The sequence below is a fragment of the Pseudomonas sp. S2_B10 genome, assembly GCF_054668425.1.
On record NZ_CP162768.1, the window covers coordinates 3663807 to 3687127 of the forward strand.

At 60.9% G+C, this 23321-nt stretch carries 12 protein-coding genes; 3 read left to right on the forward strand and 9 right to left on the reverse strand.

Annotation, left to right across the window (positions count from 1 at the left end; genetic code table 11):
* The first annotated feature begins 209 nt into the window (after window positions 1-209).
* Entirely contained in the window at window positions 210-6482 is a 6273-nt protein-coding gene (locus tag AB4O45_RS16350) for a TcdA/TcdB pore-forming domain-containing protein (RefSeq protein WP_460160305.1), read from the forward strand.
* Complete coding sequence (locus AB4O45_RS16355) at window positions 6443-7315, forward strand: hypothetical protein (protein WP_460160306.1); 873 nt, start codon at window positions 6443-6445, stop codon at window positions 7313-7315. The genes AB4O45_RS16350 and AB4O45_RS16355 overlap by 40 nt, the downstream gene beginning before the upstream one ends.
* Before the next feature lie 78 nt (window positions 7316-7393).
* On the opposite strand, the gene AB4O45_RS16360 is transcribed toward AB4O45_RS16355, so the two are convergent.
* The 8 genes from AB4O45_RS16360 to prmA all read right to left on the reverse strand — a co-directional run bounded on the left by AB4O45_RS16360 (window position 7394) and on the right by prmA (window position 17748).
* Complete coding sequence (locus AB4O45_RS16360; protein ID WP_016771870.1) at window positions 7394-7990, reverse strand: MarC family protein; 597 nt, start codon at window positions 7988-7990, stop codon at window positions 7394-7396.
* A gap of 62 nt (window positions 7991-8052) precedes the next feature.
* A complete protein-coding gene (locus tag AB4O45_RS16365) occupies window positions 8053-10830 on the reverse strand; it encodes a hybrid sensor histidine kinase/response regulator (RefSeq protein WP_460160307.1) in 2778 nt (925 codons plus the stop codon).
* Between the two features lie 99 nt (window positions 10831-10929).
* The gene (purD, locus tag AB4O45_RS16370) at window positions 10930-12225 is read right to left on the reverse strand and encodes a phosphoribosylamine--glycine ligase (protein ID WP_460160308.1); all 1296 of its coding nucleotides are present in this window, start codon (window positions 12223-12225) and stop codon (window positions 10930-10932) included.
* Between the two features lie 151 nt (window positions 12226-12376).
* A complete protein-coding gene (purH, locus tag AB4O45_RS16375; protein WP_150741626.1) occupies window positions 12377-13984 on the reverse strand; it encodes a bifunctional phosphoribosylaminoimidazolecarboxamide formyltransferase/IMP cyclohydrolase in 1608 nt (535 codons plus the stop codon).
* 83 nt (window positions 13985-14067) lie between these two features.
* Window positions 14068-14388: a DNA-binding transcriptional regulator Fis gene (gene fis, locus AB4O45_RS16380; RefSeq protein ID WP_002555375.1), complete on the reverse strand. Its 321-nt coding sequence runs from the start codon at window positions 14386-14388 to the stop codon at window positions 14068-14070.
* Window positions 14385-15395 carry a tRNA dihydrouridine synthase DusB gene (dusB, locus tag AB4O45_RS16385; RefSeq protein WP_016771866.1) on the reverse strand — a complete coding sequence of 337 codons (1011 nt, stop codon included), beginning with the start codon at window positions 15393-15395 and terminating at the stop codon, window positions 14385-14387. Before dusB ends, fis begins: the two co-directional genes overlap by 4 nt.
* A gap of 184 nt (window positions 15396-15579) precedes the next feature.
* Window positions 15580-16839 carry a DUF3426 domain-containing protein gene (locus tag AB4O45_RS16390; protein ID WP_236169639.1) on the reverse strand — a complete coding sequence of 420 codons (1260 nt, stop codon included), beginning with the start codon at window positions 16837-16839 and terminating at the stop codon, window positions 15580-15582.
* A gap of 30 nt (window positions 16840-16869) precedes the next feature.
* Window positions 16870-17748: a 50S ribosomal protein L11 methyltransferase gene (prmA, locus tag AB4O45_RS16395; RefSeq protein WP_056787691.1), complete on the reverse strand. Its 879-nt coding sequence runs from the start codon at window positions 17746-17748 to the stop codon at window positions 16870-16872.
* Between the two features lie 194 nt (window positions 17749-17942).
* On the opposite strand from prmA, the gene AB4O45_RS16400 reads away from it, so the two are divergent.
* Entirely contained in the window at window positions 17943-21896 is a 3954-nt protein-coding gene (locus AB4O45_RS16400) for a type III effector 1 (RefSeq protein ID WP_460160309.1), read from the forward strand.
* 65 nt (window positions 21897-21961) lie between these two features.
* Here the strand turns inward: AB4O45_RS16400 and accC are convergent, their stop codons facing one another.
* A complete protein-coding gene (accC, locus tag AB4O45_RS16405; RefSeq protein ID WP_024011424.1) occupies window positions 21962-23317 on the reverse strand; it encodes an acetyl-CoA carboxylase biotin carboxylase subunit in 1356 nt (451 codons plus the stop codon).
* Between the last annotated feature and the right edge of the window lie 4 nt (window positions 23318-23321).

Below are 23321 nucleotides of genomic sequence, written 5' to 3' on the forward strand. Positions count from 1 at the left end.
ATTTCGCAGCCGTTACAGCATAGTGCTTCGGTGTTATCAGATATTGCCGGGGACAAGCTTTGTATTCCTTGTTGTTTGTGTGGCGCGTATTCGCCCACTAGGGTGCTGTGTTCATAGCACTTGTCGAGTGTCGTTCAATCAATTTACCGCTCTGCAGCGGCGCAAGAGTGCGCGCGTCAATGGGCCATTAAATAAACAAGGAGTGTGTGATGGCTTTAAAAAACGATTACTCGTTCGGGCGAGCATTCATTTCTGCGCAAGAGTATTCCGTACTTTCAAAAGCATTGCGGGAGCTTTCTGCCACCCCCCAATATCAAGCGCTGAACGACTATTACCAGCAAGCCGGTCAAACGACCGACCCGGTGTCGTTCTTGACCCTGGCGAGCCTGTTTCAAGAGCAACTTGCAGCGTTGTTGAAACGCAATAAAACCCCTGTTCCGGTGGCTGTCGATGACATTGCGCGAGGGCTGCAACGTTATCTGTCACGGCTTTTGACGACCGTGGAAATGTTGTCGGGGCCGACCCGGCCGGTGCCGAAAGTCATCCATTTCGTCTGGGTTGGCGGCAGCGAAGTCGGTGTCAATCAGCGCGATTACATGAATATCTGGCGCCAGGTGATGGCGGCGCAGGGTTACCGCTTCAATCTCTGGTACGACAGCGATGCGTTACTGGCTTTCGAGATGAACCGGATCATTCTCGACAGCGCCAGGGCTGATGCGATGGCATCCGGTGGTGCAGCCCTCAAGCATGCCGGGCAACTGGCGACGATGATTGAAGAGCGTGCACGGGTGTTGAAACAGCAGATGTTCGACTACCTCAGCCAGCCGAGGTGGAAGGGGCGGACCGATGAAGCACGCATCGATCTGATGGTGCGTGCTTATGGCAAGGACCGCGCGAGGCTGCAGGATTTTCGTCAGCGCTGCCTCGACAGCCATCTGGCGATGGTGGGGCCGGATCTGCAATTGCGCGATGTCACTCACGTCTTTGCCGATGACTTGTTGGCGGACGTCTACCGCCGCGAAGTGTCGATGCGCGGCAACTTCGCCGCAGCGAGCGATGTGGTGCGCTTGCAGGCGGAATTTCGTGAAGGCGGGCGTTATACCGACATGGATTATCTGCCGCCACTGCTCGATAAGTTGGGCGGTGTCGATATCAGCGATTACAGCCAGACGCAGAAAATCGCGGTTCTGCAACTTCTGTTGAACAACAATCCGCAGTTGATGCCGGGGCGCGATCCGCAGCATTACCCCGACAGGACCGACAGTCTTCCAGAGCAACATAAACAACTTCTCGAGGATTTTGCTCGCAGTAAACCGGACGTCCTTGAACTGTTCATACCGCCAAAAGCCGTCGAAGCTGCGGAGAACGGCTTTCGCATGGGGCTGCAAATCAATGAAGAAATGAATGCTCATTTCATCGCGCAGCCGGGCAGCGGCATGACGATGTCGATCATGCAAGTCATTCGGCTTAATTACGACGTGCTCGCTGAAGTTGAAAAGCGCATGGCCAACTCGGCATCCGGTTGGGCCGACGGTGAAAACCTGACCACGGTCGCGGCGACAGTCATTGAAGAGATGTTGGTCAGGTCGAACTTCACCAGCTGGAATGAAGCTTATGCCTACCAATTGCTTAAAGCGGTTGTCACCTATTATCGGGACGGTATCCGCAATGACGCGGCGGGTACGGTAACGCTCACCGGCCCGGGCGCGGCACTCGCTGGATTACATGAATATATCGAAGCCAATTGCGATCCGTTTTTCACTCGTCAGGTGCTGGCGCAACAGCGTCTGCGCGAGGGCTACAACGTCAATACCGAAGAGGAAACCATTTCCGGCTGGATCGTCAGGGGCACGGAAAAAGACTGGCTGGAGAAGGAAAACGCCCGGTGGGCCGAGGGAAAGCTCAAGTCTCGTTATGCCGGACGCTTGTCCAACCTGCTCAGCGATCGAAGCCTGACCTTCGAGCGCGGCTGGCCCGTTGTCGAGGGCAAACCGGTGCTGGTGACCGCGGTGCTGCAACGCTTGATGGATGATCTGGGCGAGCCGTTCATTCGAGCGATGCGAGACAAGTTGAGCGGGGAGGTCAATTTCGCTCAAGCCGTGGTCATCGACTTCGACGCCCGTCAGCAAGTGCTGGCGCAAGGACCTGTGGTTGTGCCGACCTCCCATGGTGCGGAATCGGTCAGCCATCTCAACGAACTGTTCAGCCGGATCGCCCACGGTACGCTGCCGCTGGAACAACTGAGCCCCGCGATGCGAGTCGTGCTCGGGGGGATTTTCGGCGCAACGAGCGTGGACGATGTCGGGTTCGCCGATACCTGGCAACAGGTGCGCGACCTGGCCATCGCCACCGACCGCGACGGCACTTTTGCGCGCTACGATGCGATTGAAAAAGCCGTGCGCCAGCGCCGCTCGGCGGCGTTCGAAAACGGACTTGAACGCGAGCTGCCGACGGCCACATCGACGACCCGCGAGCTCAAGGTGCAAGCCATGTCCGAGCCGCTGACGCTGCGCCAGTGGGGCGAACGTATCGGCCAGATCAAGCACAGCGCGCAGCGGGAGTTTCGCACGCAGATCCTGCAGCGCAGCGGACAAGTGCGTGACATCTTTTTCAAGGCCGGCGCGGTGTCGGTCAAGCAGTTGCCGCAGGATCTGTTGCAGCACAACGCGGGCGACCCGGGGCGCCGCTGTTATCCGCTGGCGCTGCTGATGGGCGCCGCAGTGGCAGCCGGCGAGCCGGCGGAACGGGCGTTGGTCGGGCATGTCGCCAGCGCCAGCGCGAGTCCGGACGAACTTGTATCGCGGGCGTTGCGCAGTGCGCTGGACGAACTGCGCGCCTTGCCCACCGGCGAGGTCGGCAGCGCTCGCGGCGTGCAACGCCTGGACGGCATCATGGCTGCGCTGGACGCTAGCGCCGTGCCTGCGGTGCTGCTGCTCGACACCGGCGACCACGCCCTGCTGCTGGCGAAAGTGCGAACCGGTGAGCACGCGGCCTATCGCTTCTACGATCCCAACTTCGCCCTCTACGGATTTGCCGATGGCGCGCAACTGCAGCGTGGCGTAGAGCGTTATCTGAGCGCGGACGATAACGCGCTGGCGAAGCTTTATGGTCTGGGTGAGATGGCCACGGCGCAGTTCACCGTCACTGAGCTGGACACTGCGGCGATCGCCGAACGCAGGCTGTCATCGGATCTGCGCGTGGACAGTTTTTTGCACAACGTTGCGCTGGCCGATCCGCAGGGAGCCTCGATCTGGCACAAGCAAGCGCTGGCCCGTACCCGATCTCTTGGGGAAAACGCTCGGCTGGGCACCAGCCTGGCGCAACTGGATGCGCGCTACTGGGCCAGCGAGTTCGAGCAGGCGACCGAGCGTTTGCGCCGTGAGCACAACCTGGCGCGTGATTACGTGCCGTTGCTCGATACCCACAGCAAAAACGCCGACGGCGGCCACAGCATTACGCTGATGGATCTGCGCAATGCGCAAAATGCCCGGACGGTCAGCACCCGGGATTCGCGCTTTCAGAGAATCAGGCAATACGTCGAACGACTCGTGCAGGGCGGTGCGGCCAGGCCCGGTCAGACGGCTGATCACGACGGTGGCAGCCGACTCAGTTTCGCCTTTGCGATCCAGACGCTGATCAGTGAAATGCGCCAGCGCGAGTACCGCGCTGGCGATACGGCGCCGACACTGACCGTCGCCCTGCAACTTCAGGTGTACGTCAGTTATGCACAGCTGGGCTTTGGTGTGGCCAGCGATGCGGTGCAGGTCATCCAGTTAGTGCGCCATTTAGCAGTGGCCGAGCGGGCGTTGCAGCAGACCTCGTTCTCCGCACGTCTGGCCGGGCAGGCCGCCACGGGTGTCGGAGTGGCATTTTCCGTGGCCAATATCGGCTTCGACATCTACAACCTGACGCAGGCAGAGAATCATGAGCAGCGGGCGCGATTCTCCACGTCCCTGGCGTTCAATACGGCGGCCCTGGGTCTGGATATTGTCGCCCTGGCGGCGGGCGGAACGGTGGGCGCGTTCGCCGCAGCGTTGGCCGTGCCGCTACTGGGCGTCGGTATCGGGGTGACCGCCATTGCCAGCAATCTCGGGCAGATCATGGACAAGGCTGCGGCCATCGGCGAGCACCTCTCGCAGATTCACGACGCTTATCAGCAGTCTTACGAAAGCGTTGGTGCGGTCTTGCAGTTCCCCGCACTGGCAGTGATTACTGAGGTGGATCTGCACAGCAGAAGGGTGGCGTTCGAAGGGCAGAAGTTTTACCCCTGGAAGGGCAGTGCACTGGAATTGCCGCAATACGACGATGATCCTGCCAGGCGGCATGCTGCGATCAACATCCCCAGAGCCTTTCAACGCCCTGCTGTCGGCAGCGTCTGGGGTACTTTGCCCACGATGGTCGTGCTGCCTTGTTCGCCAATCTGTTACTACGGCTATGAATATCAACTCGGCAGCGCCGGAACCGTGCCCTTTTCAACAACCCGCTACCCGCGGTTGCACGACCGCCTGGCACATCAGCTGGAATATGACGCGCTCGGTAACCGGGTGTTTTACCTGTTCAGCACGCCGTTTGCGCCACACATCCTCTACAAGCTGCATCCGGTATTCATGGTCACGACGATCAAGGTGCAGTTGAGCGCAGAGGTCAGCCAACTGGTGGTTCCGGACCTGCCACCAGAGTGGCGCGAGAAGATTGCCTACCGGATCACCGCACCGCAGGGGCAATACCGCATCCGGTTGGTGCCGGGCCTGCTGTCGGTGAATTTCGAGCAAGCCCAAGGCTGGGAACGGGTGACCTGGACGGTGCAAGCGTCCTGGGCACGGGTCGAGCAGGTCAGCTTTCGTGCAAAACCACGGGACAGCATCGACAGCGCACCTGACATGCTGGTCGATGGCCTCGTGTTGAATCGTTTTGACGGCGTCATCGAGCTGGCCGAGGGGCTGTTCCGGATCGACTGGACGGGCCGCAGCCTGCATCTGATCGCCGTTGTCCTCGACTACGAAAACAACGCTGCGACTCAACTGCGTAGCGCCAACATGACCGCCAGCGGCATCCCGGCGCCGGTGCAGCGCTATTTGCGCGCTCAGGTCGCAAGCGGGCAACTGACCGCAGCCTATTTGCCGTTGCGTAACTTCAGAGTGCCGTTCGATTCGCCGGGCCAGCCAGTGGTGACCACCGGCTATTACGACACTGCGCGGGATCGGGTGCTGTTCGCGCGTAACCTGCCGCAGGAGGTGAACGAGGGTGTGGTTCTGGCAGGCGTCAACGCCCGCCATGCGTGGTTCTACCATCCCGATCATCCATCGGTATGGCGGGTCGATGTGCTGACCGGCACTGTCCAGCATCGCTACCGTCTGAAAAATCCGCGTACAGGTTCGACCATCATCGGCTGCCGACAACGAGCCGATGGAGCGCTGCGGATTACGCAGAAGCTGACGGCAGAAGCGTTGCATGGCACCACCACGGTCGAGTACCGGATCAGCGGGCAGCATGTAGAACTGACCGCTTGCCAGATCGCTTTTGCCGCCGAGGACTATCGGTTCGAGCCGCGTGAAGCGCTTCGACAAACCGATGCCCCGGACATGAGCGTCTCGTCAGACATGGCCGCCAGCAGCAGTGATTGGTTCTGTGCTCCGTTCATTGTTGTCGAGGGCTATGCCGGGTCGCAGCTGCGCGACAGGGCTTGGCTGAACAAGACGACGGGCAAGTGCATTCAGGCCAGGCACAACCTGTCCTGGCCCGAAGACTTGTTGATGCTGATGCCGTCCAGCCCTGAAAACAACGCGGTGCTGTTCTATAGCCAGCAGGAGCGGACGATCAGCCGCGGCATCGAACCCCGTGTCGGTCATTGGCAGAATGTGGTGATCGAGCGCGATGTGGTGGAGGTCACTCAGACAAATCAGCGCTTCATCGCCACCAAGGACGACGGCCGTCTGTTCGAGGTCGATATCGTCGACGTGCCGGCAGCGGCAGCGATCGACGACGTGATTGTGTTTCAGTACGGGGTACCTTCCCTTGCGCACAGAAGCGATGAGGCGTGGCTCGATCAGGCCGATAAGCCTTCGATTCTCCGGTTCGCCGGTGTCGGGCAGCGTTGGCTGCAGCGACATCCCGATTGGTTGAGCGCATTGCATTCGCTGCCCACGGTCGCAGCGTTGCTGCCGTTCCCGGTTTTCGGTTTACGTGATGGGGCAGGTCAGGCGTTCCTGGCGGCATGGTGTGTCGATGGCAAAGTCGCTGTGGCCGATATCGGTCAGGGCAAGGAGCTGGCGCTGCTCGGTCTGACCCCGGATCAAAGCGCTGTCTGGTTGCTTGAGGTCAGCGCCGGACAACTTTACCGCCAGCCGCTGATGGCGATCGAAGCACTGCGGGGAGTGTTTGCCGCTGACCATCGTTTGCTGAAACCGGAGGTGCTCGACAGGCCTGAAAAGGTCTGGACGTCATGGACTTTGCTGAGGTGCGGCGCCAGGGTGAAGGGCTGATTGCGCAGACCCTCGACGGGGTGCATCTGCAATTGCTGGATAACCAGCCGGCAATGATCGTAGGCGTGGAAAATCGCTGGTCTCATGTGCCGGGGCAGAGCGATGAACAGTTACGTGCACGCCTGCGAACATTGTTGCACGGGCATGCCCACGCGCCTGTCATACAAGTGGCAAGTGCAACCGGACGCTATCTGTATTACCTGCCGCAACTTGACCGGCTGTTCGATCTGGCCGGGCGCAGTGACGGACAGTGGTCGGCATTCCTCGGTACGCGCGGGTCGAAGCAGCCGATGCTGTTCGACCCGGTCGACCAACTGATTTTCAGCGCCGGCCCGAACGACGGCGTCTGGCTGCCCGACAGTTATGCCCATCGCGACGCCGAGGTCATGGTGCTTGAGGTAGGTGATGACATCACAGAGATCGAAACATTGTTGCCCGATGGCGTCACCAGGCTGCTGCTGACTTACGGTGCGCAGACCTCGGGTTATCGGCTGGCGCAAGCGTCCTTCCAGCGGTTGGACTGCATCGTGGTCGATGGACGACAGGCTTCGGATGCTGAAACGGCAGAACCTTGCCTGCTGGATCTGGATCTGGACGAGTGCGGGCATTGGTGGATGTCACGGGTCGATGAAGGTGTGGTACTGACCGATCCGGACTCCGGGCACAGTCTGATCTTGCGTAATTTCGACGGACAACGCCCACTGCTACTGATGCTGCCCATTGCCGGGCGGCCACACACGTTCACGCTGGCTCAAGGGCTGGAAGCGTTTGCCACTGTGCGCGGCGCAGAAGCAACGGTCAGCCTGACAGCGGTGATCGCAGCGCTGCGCTGAGGTCGCTCCGCATAGCAAAACGCCGCGAACGGTGACCGTACGCGGCGTTTCGTTGTGGCGGTTGCGCGGCAACAATACTCAAGGCACCAGATAACCTTTCACGCCGGTAAAAATGATCTGCGCGGCCAGTGCGCAAACAAACAACCCCATCAAGCGGCTGACAATCTGCAAGCCCTGATCGCCGAGAATCCGCTCGATGCGATTGGACAGATACAGCACCACTCCGACAGTAAAACTGGCGAGCGCAATACTCATGATTGCAGTGAGCTTGTCGTCCCAGTGTGGCTGGCTGACGCCCATTACCAGCAAGGCGCCGATGGTGCCGGGGCCGACCGTCAGCGGGATGGTCAGCGGCACGATGGTCACATCCTGCTGCACGTTATCGGCCTGCACCGCCGGTTTGCCCTGAGCCATGCCCAGCGCGGAAATAAACAACACGCTGCCGGCACCGATGCGGAAGGCGTCCACGGTGATGCCGAAGACATCGAAAATCACCCGCCCGAACAAATAGAGCAGCACACTGGAAATCAGTGTGGCGAGGGCGACCTTCCACGCCAGACGCCGCTGTTCCTTGCGCGAATAGCCACGGGTCAGGCTGATAAAGCACGACAACACGAAGAACGGGCTGTAGAGCACCAGCATCTTCAGATAAACGCTGAACAACACATGGAGCATGATGCAAGCTCACTGGCGATGGAGTCGGGGGGAGTCTATCAGGCACCGCAGATTCTGTCGGTTTACGACGGCTGGGTCGTGGCCCGGTTCTGCTGATCGCGTTGGGCAACCCAGTGTTCGATCAACTCGCGCAACTGGGAGAGCTCGACCGGTTTGGACATGTGCCCGTCCATGCCGGCCTGCCGGGCGCGCTCCTTGTGTTCGGCAAGAATGTGCGCGGTGAGGGCTACAACCGGTGTGCGGATGCGCTGATTGCTGACTTCCCAGGCGCGCAGTTGCTGAGTGGCGGAGAAGCCATCAAGGATCGGCATTTCACAATCCATCAGCACCAGGTCGTAACGCTGGGCCTTCATCGCTTGCAGCGCTTCTTCGCCGTTGCTCGCGGTGTCCGGTTGCAGGTTGAGCTTGCCGAGCATGCCACGGATCACTTTGGTCGAGATGGTGTTGTCTTCGGCGACGAGGATGCGGAAGTCGCTGGGCACTTTGGCCGCTGTGGCCGCCGTAACGACCTGCGGCTGGAACGCGACCTGGCCCTTGTTGCGTTGATTGAGCTCGTCAGCCAGCGTGGTCTTGAGCGTATAGCCGGCCACCGGTTTGGCCAGTATTCGTTTGATCCCCGAATTGCGCGCAATGATCTTGCTCGGCGCGTTGCTGATGCCGGTGAGCATGATCAGCAGAATGTCGTGGTTCAGGCTCGGGTCTTCCTTGATCTTCGCTGCCAGTTGCATGCCGGTCATGCCGGGCATGTTCTGGTCGAGCAGGACCACGTCGAAGTAATCGCGCAGATGCGCCTTGGTGCGCAGCAGCGCCAGCGCTTCCTTGCCCGACGGCACGGCGCTGACATTCAGGCCCCAGGCGCTGCACTGCTGCACCAGCACTTTGCGGCAAGTGTCGTTGTCGTCGACCACCAATACCCGCGCGCCTTGCAGCGGGCTGTCGAGGTCGGAGGTCGGATGTTCGAGGCGATCCGGGTCCAGTGGCAGGGTCAGCCACAAAGTGCTGCCCTGGGTGGCGCCGCTCTTGATGCCGAACTCGCCTTGCATCAGGCGGATCAGTTGGCGCGCAATCACCAGGCCGAGATTGCCGCCCAGGCGATTGGCCGAGAGGAAGTGCTTGCTGTGCAATTCGGCGTGCAACAGCGCTTCGCGCTCTTCCGACTCCATCGGCACGCCGCTGTCCTGCACGGCAATGCGCAGGCGCGGCTTGCTGCTGCGCTCGTCCAGTGCAACGACGATCAGCACTTCGCCTTCTTCGGTTTTCTTCAGGGCGTTTTCCAGCAGGCTCAGCAAGGTCTGGCGCAGGCGCGTCGGATCGCCGCTGATCACCCGTGGCACTTGCGGCTGGATGAAGCTGATCAGCTCGACGTTCTGTTGTTCGGCCTTGGCCCGGTAGATGCTCAGGCAATCATCGATCAAGGCGTTGAGGTCGAACTGCACGTCATCAAGTTCGATCTGCCCGGATTCGAGCTTGGAGATGTCGAGGATCTCGTTGATCAGGGTCAGCAGTTCGTTGCCGGCGCTGTGGATGGTCTGCACGTAATCGCGTTGCTTGACCGACAGCGGCGTGCCCAGCAGCAGCTCGGTCATGCCCAGTACGCCGTTCATCGGTGTGCGGATTTCGTGGCTGATCTTGGCGAGGAATTCGGCTTTGGCGTTGATTTCGGCGTTGCTTGCCGCGAGGTCGCGGCTGATGCTGAAACGACTTTCAGTGATGCTGCGCTGTCGCTCGCCCAAGGCGACGCTCATCAGCAGACCGCTGATGCAGATGAACACCATCAGCGTCATGATCAGGCCTTGCGGCGTGACCAGGGTCAGCCCCAGTAGCGCCGGCAGGATAACCAGGGTGCCGATGTTGAACACGATCATGGCGGCGACGAACAGACGCGCTGGTCGATAACCCTTTTGCCAGTGATAGAAGCCCACCAGCAACATGCTCAGGCCGGCCAGTGCGACCAGTGCGTAGGTGATGATGTTCAGCGGCAAGGTGTTGACGAACAGCAGCAACAGGCTGCACGTGACGATCAACAGAATGTCGCCCCACAGCAGTTTGTTCAGCGGATGCTGGCCCAGTGGTGCAAAGAAGCGCAGGGCGTACATCAATCCGGCTGGAGCCGTCAGCAGCAATGCCAGATAAGCGCCCGGCGTCTGAATGGCTTGCCAGTTCGGCAACCACGGACCGGCGAGATTGAGCAACAGGAACAGACTCAGTCCGAGCAGGCCTTCACAGATCGCCAGCCACAGACTGCTGCGCGAGCGCGAGTAGGCGTAGCGCACCAGGTTGTGCAGCAGGAGCATGGCGAGGCAGCCGAACAGCAGGCCGAAAATCAGCGTCTGCTTCTGATCGGCTGCGCCCTCGATTGCCGCTTGCAGGGTGATGTGCGGGCGCAGCTGATGGCCGGAGACCATGCGTACGTAGACGTCCAGCGGCTTGTCGGCCTGGGGCAGCGGCAGCATGAAATCGCTGCTTGGCAAAGGATGTTCGGCCTGCGGCCGTTCGTTGCCGGTATTGCGTTGCTCGATCAGCCGGTCGCCGTCGAGCACGTAGAGATTGAGTTGGGACAGGTCGGGGGCAAAGATGCGCAGCACTTGTTCGTGCTTGCCCGGCGCCAGTTTGAAGCGCAGCCACAGGGCGCCCTCGGGTTCGGCCGCGGTCAGACGGTCAAGCTCGATGGGGCTGAATTGATTGGTGTAGCGAGCGGAGCGGATGTCGCTCAGTTGCAGGATGCCCTGATCGTCAAGCAATACCGACCAGCCACTGCCTTGCGCGGCCTGGGCCGGAAGCATGCAGAGCAAGGTCATCAGCGTGACGGTGAAGCTTATGGCAATCCTGAGCCAGCGCACGGCGAAATCCCTTCGTAGGTTGATGCCAGAATATAACGATGCGCGACGACCGAACAGCCCGGCGAGGAATGGCATCCCGCGCCGGGCCTGATGGATCGCTTACTCCTGGGTTTCGCCGCGTTCACGGGCAATGGCGCGGTAGCCGATGTCCTTGCGGTAGAAGCAGCCTTCCCAGTCGATGGCAGCGGCCAGTTTGTAGGCCTGCTGCTGAGCTTCACCCACGGTGGCGCCCATGGCAGTGGCACACAGTACACGACCACCGGCAGTAACGACCTGACCGTCTTTCAACGCGGTGCCGGCGTGGAAGACTTTGCCCTCCAGACCTGACGCTGCGTCCAGACCGTTGATCGCTGCGCCTTTGGCGTAGTCGCCCGGGTAGCCGCCAGCAGCCAGAACGATGCCAACGCTCGGACGCGGATCCCACTGTGCTTCAATTTTGTCCAGTGCCTGCGCCAACGCGGCTTCAACCAGCAGCACCAGGCTCGATTGCAGACGCAGCATCACCGGTTGGGTTTCCGGATCGCCGAAGCGGCAGTTGAACTCGATGACTTTCGGGTTACCGGCCTTGTCGATCATCAGACCGGCATAAAGGAAGCCAGTGTAGACGTTGCCTTCCTCGGCCATGCCGCGCACGGTCGGCCAGATCACCTGATCCATCACGCGCTGGTGCACGTCGGCGGTGACCACCGGGGCAGGGGAGTAGGCACCCATGCCACCGGTGTTCGGGCCGCTGTCGCCGTCGCCGACGCGTTTGTGATCCTGGCTGGTGGCCATCGGCAGCACGTTCTTGCCGTCGACCATGACGATGAACGAAGCTTCTTCGCCGTCGAGGAATTCTTCGATCACCACGCGTGAACCGGCGTCGCCAAACGAGTTGCCAGCGAGCATGTCACGCACGGCGTCTTCGGCTTCGGCCAGGGTCATGGCGACGATCACGCCTTTGCCGGCAGCCAGGCCATCGGCCTTGATCACGATCGGCGCGCCTTTCTCACGCAGATAAGCCAGGGCCGGCTCGATCTCGGTGAAATTCTGGTAATCGCCGGTCGGAATCTTGTGGCGGGCGAGGAAATCCTTGGTGAAGGCTTTCGAACCTTCCAGTTGCGCAGCACCGGCAGTCGGACCGAAGCAGTCCAGGCCACGGGAGCGGAACAGATCGACCACGCCAGCCACCAGCGGCACTTCCGGGCCGACGATGGTCAGGGAAACGTTCTTTTCCGCGAAATCGGCCAGTTGCTCCAGCGCCAACACGTCGATGGCGACGTTTTCACATTTGGCTTCAATGGCGGTGCCAGCGTTGCCCGGTGCAACGAAAACCTTCTGCACACGCGGATCCTGAGCCACTTTCCAGGCCAGAGCGTGTTCACGGCCACCGCTGCCAATGATCAAAACATTCATTTCAAAAACCTCGGATGACGCTAATTCTGTGGGGGCTGATCGTTCCCACGCTCCGCGTGGGAATGCCTCTACGGACGCTCCGCGTCCGAGGGACGCGGAGCGTCCCGGGCTGCGTGCCCACGCAGAGCGTGGGTACGATCAAGCAAAATAATCAGTGACGGAAGTGGCGCATGCCGGTGAATACCATTGCGATACCGGCTTCGTCGGCAGCGGCAATCACTTCAGCATCACGCATCGAACCGCCCGGCTGGATCACCGCAGTGATGCCGACCTTGGCCGCATTGTCCAGACCGTCGCGGAACGGGAAAAACGCGTCGGACGCCATGACCGAACCGGCCACCTGCAAACCGGCGTGCTCAGCCTTGATCGCGGCGATGCGTGCCGAGTTGACGCGGCTCATCTGGCCGGCGCCGACACCGATGGTCTGGCGGTTCTTGGCGTAGACGATGGCGTTGGATTTGACGTACTTGGCGACTTTCCAGGCGAAGATCAGGTCGTGGATTTCCTGTTCGGTCGGCGCGCGCTTGGTCACCACTTTCAGGTCATCGGTGCTGATCATGCCGATATCACGGCTCTGCACCAGCAGGCCACCGTTGACGCGCTTGTAATCCCAGGCAGCGGCGCGCTCAGCCGACCACTCGCCGCAGGCCAGCAGGCGTACGTTGGCTTTGGCCGCGACGATGGCGCGGGCTTCTTCGCTGACCGATGGGGCGATGATCACTTCAACGAACTGGCGCTCGACGATCGCTTTGGCGGTCTCGGCATCCAGTTCACGGTTGAAGGCGATGATGCCGCCGAACGCCGACTCGGTGTCGGTGGCGTAGGCCAGTTCGTAAGCCTGACGAATGCCGCCCTCAGCGTCCGGGCTGACCGCCACGCCGCACGGGTTGGCGTGCTTGACGATCACGCAGGCTGGCTTGACGAAACTCTTCACGCATTCCAGCGCAGCGTCGGTGTCGGCGACGTTGTTGTACGACAGTTCTTTGCCTTGCAGCTGGGTCGCGGTGGCGATGCCGACTTCGGCCGGCCTGGCTTCCACGTAGAACGCCGCGCTCTGGTGCGGGTTCTCGCCGTAGCGCATTTCCTGAGCCTTGATGAACTGGCTGTTGAAGGTGCGCGGGAATTCGCTGCGACCTTCAGTGCTCAAAGTTTCAGCGCCCTGGTTCACGGTGCCCATGTAGTTGGCGATCATGCCGTCGTAGGCGGCGGTGTGTTCGAAGGCCTTGAGCATCAGGTCGAAACGCTGAGCGTAGGTCAGGCCGCCGGCCTTGAGATTTTCCAGAACGTTGGCGTAATCGCTGGCATTCACCACGATGGCCACGTCTTTGTGGTTTTTCGCTGCCGAACGGACCATGGTCGGCCCGCCGATGTCGATGTTCTCTATGGCGGTCGGCAGGTCGCAGCCTGGCTTGTTGATGGTCGCTTCGAACGGGTACAGGTTGACCGCCACCAGATCGATCGGCTTGATGCCGTGCTCGTTCATGATCGCGTCGTCAGTACCGCGACGACCGAGGATGCCGCCGTGGATTTTCGGGTGCAGGGTTTTCACCCGACCGTCCATCATCTCGGCGAAACCGGTGTAATCCGCGACTTCCACTGCGGCAACGCCGTTGTCGCGCAGCAGCTTGAACGTTCCGCCGGTGGAGAGGATCTCGACGCCCAGAGCTTCAAGCTCCTTGGCGAATTCGAGGATCCCGGTCTTGTCGGAAACGCTGATCAAGGCGCGGCGGATCGGCAGGCGGGTAGTCTGGTCGGTCATCTCAATTTCCATCAAAAGCAAAGGAAGTCAGCAAAAAAGGCGACCGTTTTTTACGCGGGCGCCTTTCTGGTTTGATTGAATGCTTACAGCAGATCGTACTGCTTGAGTTTCTTGCGCAGCGTGCCGCGGTTAAGTCCCAGCAGCTCACTGGCCTTGGTCTGGTTGCCCTTGACGTAGTTCATCACGCTTTCGAGCAGGGGCGCCTCGACTTCGGACAGCACCAGGTTGTACACATCCGTGACGGACGCGCCCTCAAGGTGGGCGAAATAATTGTGCAGCGCCTTCTCGACACTCCCGCGAAGGGTCTGGCCTTCTTCGCTCGGCGTGTTGAGGTGCTGTTTCAAATTCACGTTGTCGCTCACGGGTGTTGTTCCACTCACTAAAGTCTCGGTCATCATCGTCATGCGGCCACCCCTTCTTCGTCCCCTGTCAGGCTCTTGTAACGCTCGGCGAAGAACTCCCGAACGTCGGCGCATTGTGTTTCCGTACCATCCAAACGATTGAAACGGGCGCGAAACTCCCTGGCGCCCGGCAAGGTTGCGAGATACCAGCCCACATGCTTGCGGGCAATGCGCACGCCCATCACGTCACCATAAAAGGCGTGAAGGGCAGCCAGATGCTCCAGCAGGATGCGTTCCACTTCGCTCAGTTCCGGCGCCGGCAATTTCTCGCCGGTACGCAGGAAATGATCGATCTCGCGAAAAATCCATGGCCGCCCTTGAGCGGCCCGGCCTATCAGCAGGCCATCGGCACCGGTCGCATCAAGCACGTATCGGGCCTTTTCCGGCGAATCGATATCGCCGTTGGCAAACACCGGGATCGACACGGCCTGCTTGATCGCGGCAATCGTGTCGTACTCGGCTTCCCCTGTGTACAGATCGGCGCGGGTGCGGCCATGCACGGCCAGCGCTGTGATCCCGGCCTGTTCGGCGATCTTCGCCACGTTCAGACCGTTCTTGTTTTCGCGATCCCAGCCGGTGCGGATCTTCAGGGTGACCGGTACATCAACCGCGGCCACTACGGCCTGCAGGATCTCGGTCACCAGTGCTTCGTCTTTCAGCAACGCGGAGCCGGCAGCCTTGTTGCATACCTTCTTGGCCGGGCAACCCATGTTGATATCGATAATCTGTGCGCCCAGTTCGACGTTGGCCCGTGCCGCATCGGCCAGCATCTGCGCGTCGCCACCGGCGATCTGCACCGAGCGCGGCTCGGGATCGCCTTCGTGGATCATGCGCATGCGCGACTTGCGGGTGTTCCACAGGCTCATGTCACTGGTGACCATTTCCGAGACTACAAGCCCTGCGCCCAGACGCTTGCACAGCTGACGAAAGGGCTGGTCGGTGACGCCCGCCATCGGGGCGAGAATCAAACCGTTTTGCAATGTATATGGGCCGATGCGTACCGCCGACATAGGACTTCCCTGAAGTGGGGCCGGATCATGAGAGTTCGAAAAAGGGTGGGCATGATACCCGCTCTCGATGACTGGTTAAAGGCTGAATTGAACAAAATCTGAACAGTTATTCTGTTATCGCCAACGGTTTGGTCGGCTGCGATCAGTCAGAAAAATGCCGTCAATCCGGAAACGCTGAAGCGGTTCATTCCGGTGAGTGGAAGTTCAGGCTGTAATTCACCGCTTTCGGCCCCGGATCGAGAATATCCAGGGCGATGTGGATCGGCGTCTGCGGCGGCATTTCCGCCAGGCCTTCGAGATCGCCGCTCAGATACTCGCCGGGTTTGAAGCGACGACTGGCGATCAGGTGACCGTTGAGGTCGGCAAAACGCAGTTCGAGCAACGGGAACGGCTGGGAAAACGTCGCCCGGTTGTAAATGATCGCATCGACCACCAGCGCCCCGCTGAACTCGGGATGGCTGCGCACCACCAGGTTGCTGCTCTTGATTTTGCCGATATCGACTTTCGACGGCACGGTGCAGCCGATCTGCGGGCAGATCTGCTGGAACCACGGTCGGTATTGATCCTGCCGCGCCAGTTCCTCGAAGTGATAGGCGATGTACTGGGCGGCAAGGCCGCCGGCCGCCAACACCACCAGCACCAGCCAGAGCAGGCGCCGGCCCCAGGGCGAGCGGCGCTGCTGCCAGTCCAGTTGTAGCGGGTCGTCGGTCAGATCCTGCAGGACCTCGGCGCGCACGCCGGGCTCGGCCCGTTCGCGTTTTTTGCGCGGCGAAGTGATCAATGGCAGATCGTCGTCATCGTTGTCGTCGCTGGCTGACAGGCGTTCGCGGCGGGCGTTGGGATCGATCGGATCGTGCAGGCGCAGTTGCGGGATCGGCGGCTCGTCATCCAGATCCACCGGCTCCAGCGACAGCGAAGGTTCGGTGCGCTCGGGTTCGAGGGTTTCGATGCCGTCGATATCCGGCTCGATATCCGGCGCTACGCTGCGCTCATCCGCAGGCTCGCTGAACAGGCTGTCGGGCCATGTGCCTTCGTCCGGCTCCGGGCTGTCGCGTCGGGCGCTCAAGGATTCTTCGCGGGTACGGCCGAATTCGGCGGCCGGCTGGATTTCGCGCTGTTCGAGGCGGGCGAGTTCTTCGTCCAGATCGAGGCTGTCCAGATCCAGTTCCGACGCGCTCCATTGCTTCTGGCTGATGGCGCGCGGTGCGGGGATCTGTTCGACGACCGCAGAATCGCTGACAGGCGCGGGCGCTTCAGGCAGCGCTGGTGCGAGCGGCGTCACCGTGTCCTTGCCAGAATGTTGCTCGAGCAGCTGCTTGGCGGCATTGAACACTTGCAGGCAGGAGCCGCAACGAACCACCCCGCGCGCCACGCTCAATTGAGCATGGTTGACGCGGAAACTGGTCTGGCAATGCGGGCATTGGGTGACGAAACTGTCGGTCATGCGGCGATCCGATTCAGGCAAGCGGTCATTTTAGCGCCGACGCCCGGTGATGCGCACCCAGCCGTCGCGATTGGCGATCGGGTCGAGCTCGAAGTCCTGCGCATAAGCTGCCGCTACTTCTTCGCCCTGCTCGGCGAGAATGCCCGACAACGCCAGGCGCCCACCGCTCTTGACCAGGCTGGACAGCTGCGGCGCCAGCGACACCAGCGGGCCGGCGAGAATGTTGGCGACCAGCACGTCGGCCTGAACCTGCGGCAGATCCTCGGGCAGGTACAGCGGGAACAGCTCATCGGCAATGTTGTTGCGCCCAGCGTTGTCGCGCGAGGCTTCCAGTGCCTGTACGTCGATGTCGGTGCCCACAGCTTGTTTGGCGCCGAGCAACAGGGCGGCAATCGCCAGAATCCCCGAGCCACAGCCGAAGTCGAGCACGTGGCAGCCTTTCAGATCCTGACCGTCGAGCCATTCCAGGCACAGTGCGGTGGTCGGGTGGGTGCCGGTGCCGAACGCCAGGCCCGGGTCCAGCAGCAGGTTGACCGCATCAGGCTCGGGCGCGGCGTGCCAGCTCGGCACGATCCACAGACGCTGGCCGAAACGCATCGGCTCGAAACCGTCCATCCAGCTGCGTTCCCAGTCTTGGTCCTCGATCACTTCGCTGTGATGTTCGGGCAACGGGCTGCCGGTCAGCAATTCCAGATGGGCCAGAACCGGCTCCGGTTCGGTACCGCCTTCGAACAGCGCCAGCAAGTGGGTGTGCGACCACAGCGGCGTGGTGTTGAGTTCCGGTTCGAAGATCGGCTGGTCTTCGGCGTCCATGAAAGTCACCGACACGGCGCCGACTTCGAGGAATGCGTCCTCGTAGGTTTCGGCTTGTTCCGGGGTGATGGCGAGACGGACTTGCAGCCAAGGCATGGCGGGCACCTTTGAAAATCTGTGGGGCAGCCCGAAGCTGCAAAAGCGCGCAGTTTACGCCAGGTCGCCGGCAAAGTGGACACACCGCTTGGCTGTTACACATTCGCGGCCGCGATATACATATGTATGGCCTGAGCACTTTTGTCGGCAAATAGAGTGAGCGCTCATCTCTACGCAACAAAAGGCTGGACGACATGGCGGATCAACAAGGGACTGTAGAAGAAAAACCACCGATAGCCGCTGCGTCTACGGGGTCGGTGCAGGAGATCCTCCTGCGCATCACGCGCTGGCAGGTGATGATCGACAAGCGCTTGAACAGCCAGATGACGTTGCTCGAGGCGCTGGAGCATTTCGCTTTGACTGAACTGCGCAGGCATTACCCGGACGGCCATTTCGCCCCGGGCTTTGTGGTTGCGCTGCTTGACGCCATTCTGCAAAAGCTTATCGACGGCCGGCCAGTCATGTTCCTGGCGCTCCAGGACGCGCCATTTCGCTGGCCTGGGGGCGCTGACCCCGGTTTACCGTCCAGCCGTCATGAGCATGTGATCCGGACGGTGGATAGCGTTTCGTTGCACTTCCTCGACCAGTACAAAAAATACCTGCGAGAACATTGGGCGACAAAAGGGCAGGAGGCGCTGTTTGATCGCCTGATCAAGCGCAAGCTGCGGCGCTATATCAAGGACATCGAGTTGCTGTTGCGCCGTGACCAACTGGCGGGCCTGACACTGGATCAATTGCGCAGCAAAATTGACCGGGTTCAGGCTCGCAGCACGCGTCGGTACCGATTGACCGCCCTGGCAACCGGCGCAGAGAAAAAGATTCTCGAGGCGCATTCCTTCGCGCAACTGCCGTCATGGATGAAGGCGCTGAAGGAGCCGGATCGCGCCTTGTTGCGCGATTATCAGGAGCAGACGTCACTGGCGCAGGCAGCTCTCGATGACCTGCTGCAGGGCCACGGCTCGTTGCGCGACTTTGCCCGCCAGCAGGCCATCGAATACATTCAGCTCAAGCTCGACATGGCGGTTGAACCAGACCGAATCGACGTGCGGCTCAGATGGCGCTCGGCGGTCGGTGAGCCGACCCACAATCGCAGCCTCAGTGACCTGCTGGCATGCGGGCCGATCGGTCAGGACTTCGCAGCGGTATTGGAGATCAGCAGTCCTGCGCCGTTGCGCAACCAGTCACTCAAGCCGGCATTCATTGCCGACATGCTGGCGGAACAGGATTATCCGGCGGGCTACCTGCGCGCCCTCGCCGAGCAGTACCAGCGCACCGACGTGCAAAAGGCACTCATCGACTGGTTCACCGTACGGCTCAGGCAGAGCGCATTCGTCGCGCGCTGCGCAGCTCATCTGGCGGATTCCGACCATGAGCGTCTGGAGCAGATGTGGTCTGGGCAAGCGGCAATGAAACCGTTGCAAGTGGCCGCATTGACGCTGCCCAACGGCATGCAATGCGCCGATCTTCTGGTGTTCTACCAGGCAGAGACTGAGCAAGCGGTGAATAACCTGGTGCTGTACGCGCCCAACAAACCGGACGGTCAGGAGTGGGTCCGGTTGCCTTCGATTGCGGCGTTGACCGGCGAAGTATGGAGCTGGACGCAGAGCGAATCCGGTCGCGAGTATCTGTTGCAGCAGCTTTCGCCGACGGCACATCACCCGGCACGTGATTATCTTGTGGCTGCGGCGGCCAGTCCTGCTCTCTGGGGCATGCAGAGTGACCTTCGACGAACGCCCTTGCCGTTCGACGAGTGCGTCGAAGCCGCTGCAAAAATGGCCCTGGCAAACAACCTGCAGCGGGTCGAGCAGGACAACTCGCTGCGCTGGTACACGACGCTCGCGCTCGAGGCCCGCCGGCGCATCAGCAGCCTGAATCAGGAGCTGATTGTTCATCAGCAGGTGTTCAACGAGCTGCTGGGCGGTTTCGAGGTTTTTGTCGATTTCGCCAGGCGCTCGGTTGCCGCAGCGATCACGCCCTATATGCGCAGCAAGAACGTGCTGGAACCGGTCGATCCGGCCACCGTGTTGATCGATTACAACCCCGGTGTCGCCGACCGCAGGAAGCAGCAGGTTGCCACGCTGCTCGACCTGGCCATTCACGGCTACGATGACAACTCCGGCATCGAACATCCGAAAAAAGGCGTGCGATCGTCGGTTGGCCAGGATCTGAGCCAGGTGCGCAGCGCCGATCTGGCGCTGTATCTGCGCCGGGCGTGGCTGGGTGAAAAATACGCCAGCGAGATCCGTGGCAAATATCTCGACCCGCGTGATGCTGCCTACGAACCGCGTCGCTTTGCCTACCGCAACGTGCTGCTGTCAAAGATGGACCGGGATTTACGCGTTGCCAGAAGTCAGGCGCGATTGAGCGACGCGGTGTATTCAGCGCTGGTCCGTCAGGTCTCTCTGTTGAGCGAGGTGCCAGCACCGGGTACGCATTTTCCGGGCGCCAGCATGGTTGAAAGTGACGGCGTGTTCAGGTTCACCGTGCGCCATCACGTCGTGCTCGGGGTGTATGTGCTGACCTCGTTCGACCCCGAGCCATGCTGGTGGCTGTACACGCCTGATGCCCCCGACGGAATTGTGGTGCGTGCGTATCAGTCACTGTTCGGCGACATCGCCGGCGCTTTGCATGACTACTTGATGGCGCGTACGCCGGTTGCTGCGCGCAGCATCGTGTCGCGCGCCCTGTATGCGATTGCGGCAAAAAAACAACGCGTCGATACGCTGCACGAAGCGCAGCGCCTGATTGACGCGCGCAGCGAGTTCAATGCGTACATCGAGCGCGCGGTCACGGATGTGCAGGACATCACCACCAGCCGCGCGCAAATGATCGAACGCCAAGTGGTCAAGGGTCTGATGTTTGCAGCTGCACCGTTTTGTATGGTGTTTCCTCCGTTTGCCTTGCTGCTTGATGTCGTGTTCATTGCCGTCAGCGCTGGTCAGGCGGTCGCGGCGCATCTGGAGGGCGACATCGATGGCGCGCTCGGCCACTGGCTGGAGGCGTCGTGGGGGGCGCTGTTTGCCATGGTCGGCGCAGGCAGTGCGATCAAGTGGCTGGGCGGTGCGGCCAGAAGTCTGAAGCACACGATGAGGCCGGTCTCGTTGTTGTCAGAGCGTCTGAATACCGTGGCTCCGCTACACAGGGACGCGCTGCCGGCGATCCGGGAAGTACGCTTTCATGCCAGGCAGGCTGTCAGCAAGACGCCCGAACATTTGCAAAGGGTGAGCGAAGAAGGCGTCTTTTTCGGCACCTGGCGCAGCCCGTCCAGCGCTGCACAGCCGCAACCGGCCTATTACATTCGCAACAGAGGCAAGTACTTTCTGGTCAGGGAAAATCCGCATTTCGGTGGCCTGAGCCTGGTCGATGCCCGTCGCCCGACCGCCATCTATCAGCAACCGATTCAGCTTGCTCCGGGGGGCAAGTGGACACATGCCAGGGTCGGACTCACAGGAGGCAACGTGCGCAACCTTGGGCGCGTGAACAATTTGAATGATGCTTTTCCTGGAGGTGTCGAGCCCGTGCTGAACCGCGGCGCGCTGCAGGGCGAAGCCGTAGTGGCGGCTTTCCGTCCCGGATCGCAGGATAACTACCTGTTTTCGTTGAATGCGCAGAGTTGCGTCATCGCCTCGCTGTATAACCCGACGACGAGAGTGGGTGCGGTCATTCATTTTGATCACAATATTCGCCCGTTGATCGAGCGAAGTGTCACGCAGGTGCTGGAGCGTCTGGGGGGAACACCGCAGAACATTCGCGCCACGCTGGTGGGTGGCGACTGGCTGTCGGCGGGTGCTGACATCGGCGGTCCGGTCAGGCGAGTGTTGCGCGAACAGGGCCTGCAGCCGACCTGGGATTACTGGTCATACTCGTCCTGCCTGGGCAACAGCTATGGCGTGGTGCTGAATCTGAACAATGGAGTCTCGAGAGTGTTCAAGCATTCCGCTGGTCAGATTGGCAGGTTGTACAACCCGCTTATCGCCAGATCGAGCTATGCCACGGACGGGCTCTCGATACGTGCCCGAAACTTTACGAGGCGGTTCACCCGCAGACCGTTACATGAAAACGCAGCAGGAGCGGTGGTCGATGAGGCTGGCCTGGGGGCATCTGCCACAATGGTCGAGCAGCAGGCCTTCTCCACAGTGATGGTCTGATGGGTTTGTTGCAGGCATAAAAAAACCCGATCCGCAGGGATCGGGTTTTTCATGCCGCTTCAGCCTTACGACTGTTTGGCCAGCTTGTGCTCGAGGTAGTGAATGTTCACACCGCCCTTGCAGAAGCCTTCGTCACGAACCAGATCACGGTGCAGCGGGATGTTGGTCTTGATCCCGTCGACCACGATTTCGTCCAGGGCATTGCGCATGCGTGCCATGGCTTCGTCGCGGGTTGCGCCGTAAGTGATCAGCTTGCCGATCAGCGAGTCGTAGTTCGGTGGCACGGCATAACCGCTGTACAGGTGCGAATCGACGCGAACGCCGTTGCCGCCTGGGGCGTGGAAATGCTTGACCGTGCCCGGGCTCGGCATGAAGGTCTTCGGATCTTCAGCGTTGATCCGGCACTCCAGCGAGTGACCGCGGATGACCACGTCATCCTGAGTGAACGACAGCTTGTTGCCAGCGGCGATGCTGAGCATCTCCTTGACGATGTCGATACCGGTGACCATCTCCGAAACCGGGTGCTCCACCTGAACACGGGTGTTCATTTCGATGAAGTAGAAACGGCCGTTCTCGTAGAGGAACTCGAAAGTACCGGCGCCACGGTAGCCGATGTCGATGCATGCCTTGACGCAGCGAGCCAATACTTCCTGGCGCGCTTTCTCGTCGATGCCCGGTGCCGGCGCTTCTTCGAGAACCTTCTGGTGACGACGCTGCAGCGAGCAGTCGCGGTCGCCCAGGTGGATGGCGTGGCCCTGGCCGTCGGACAGTACCTGCACTTCGACGTGGCGCGGGTTGGTGAGGAATTTTTCCAGATAGACCATCGGGTTGCCGAACGCCGCGCCTGCTTCGGAGCGGGTCAGTTTTGCCGAGGCGATCAGGTCTTCTTCCTTGTGCACCACGCGCATGCCGCGACCACCACCGCCACCGGCGGCCTTGATGATCACCGGGTAGCCGACTTCACGACCGATGCGCAGCGCCGTTTCTTCGTCTTCCGGCAGCGGGCCGTCAGAGCCAGGAACGGTCGGTACGCCGGCTTCGATCATCGCGTGCTTGGCCGATACCTTGTCGCCCATCAGGCGGATGGTGTCGGCTTTCGGGCCGATGAAGGCGAAGCCGGAGTTCTCGACCTGCTCGGCAAAATCGGCGTTTTCCGCGAGGAAACCGTAGCCTGGGTGAATGGCGGTAGCGCCGGTCACTTCAGCGGCAGCGATGATGGCCGGAATGTGCAGGTAAGACTGAGCGGCGGACGCCGGGCCGATGCAGACGGATTCGTCTGCCAGACCCAGGTGCATCAGCTCTTTGTCGGCCTTGGAGTAAACGGCGACGGTCTTGATGCCCATCTCTTTGCAGGCACGCAGAATCCGCAGGGCGATCTCACCGCGGTTAGCGATCAGAACTTTTTCCAACTTCGCAGTCATCAAA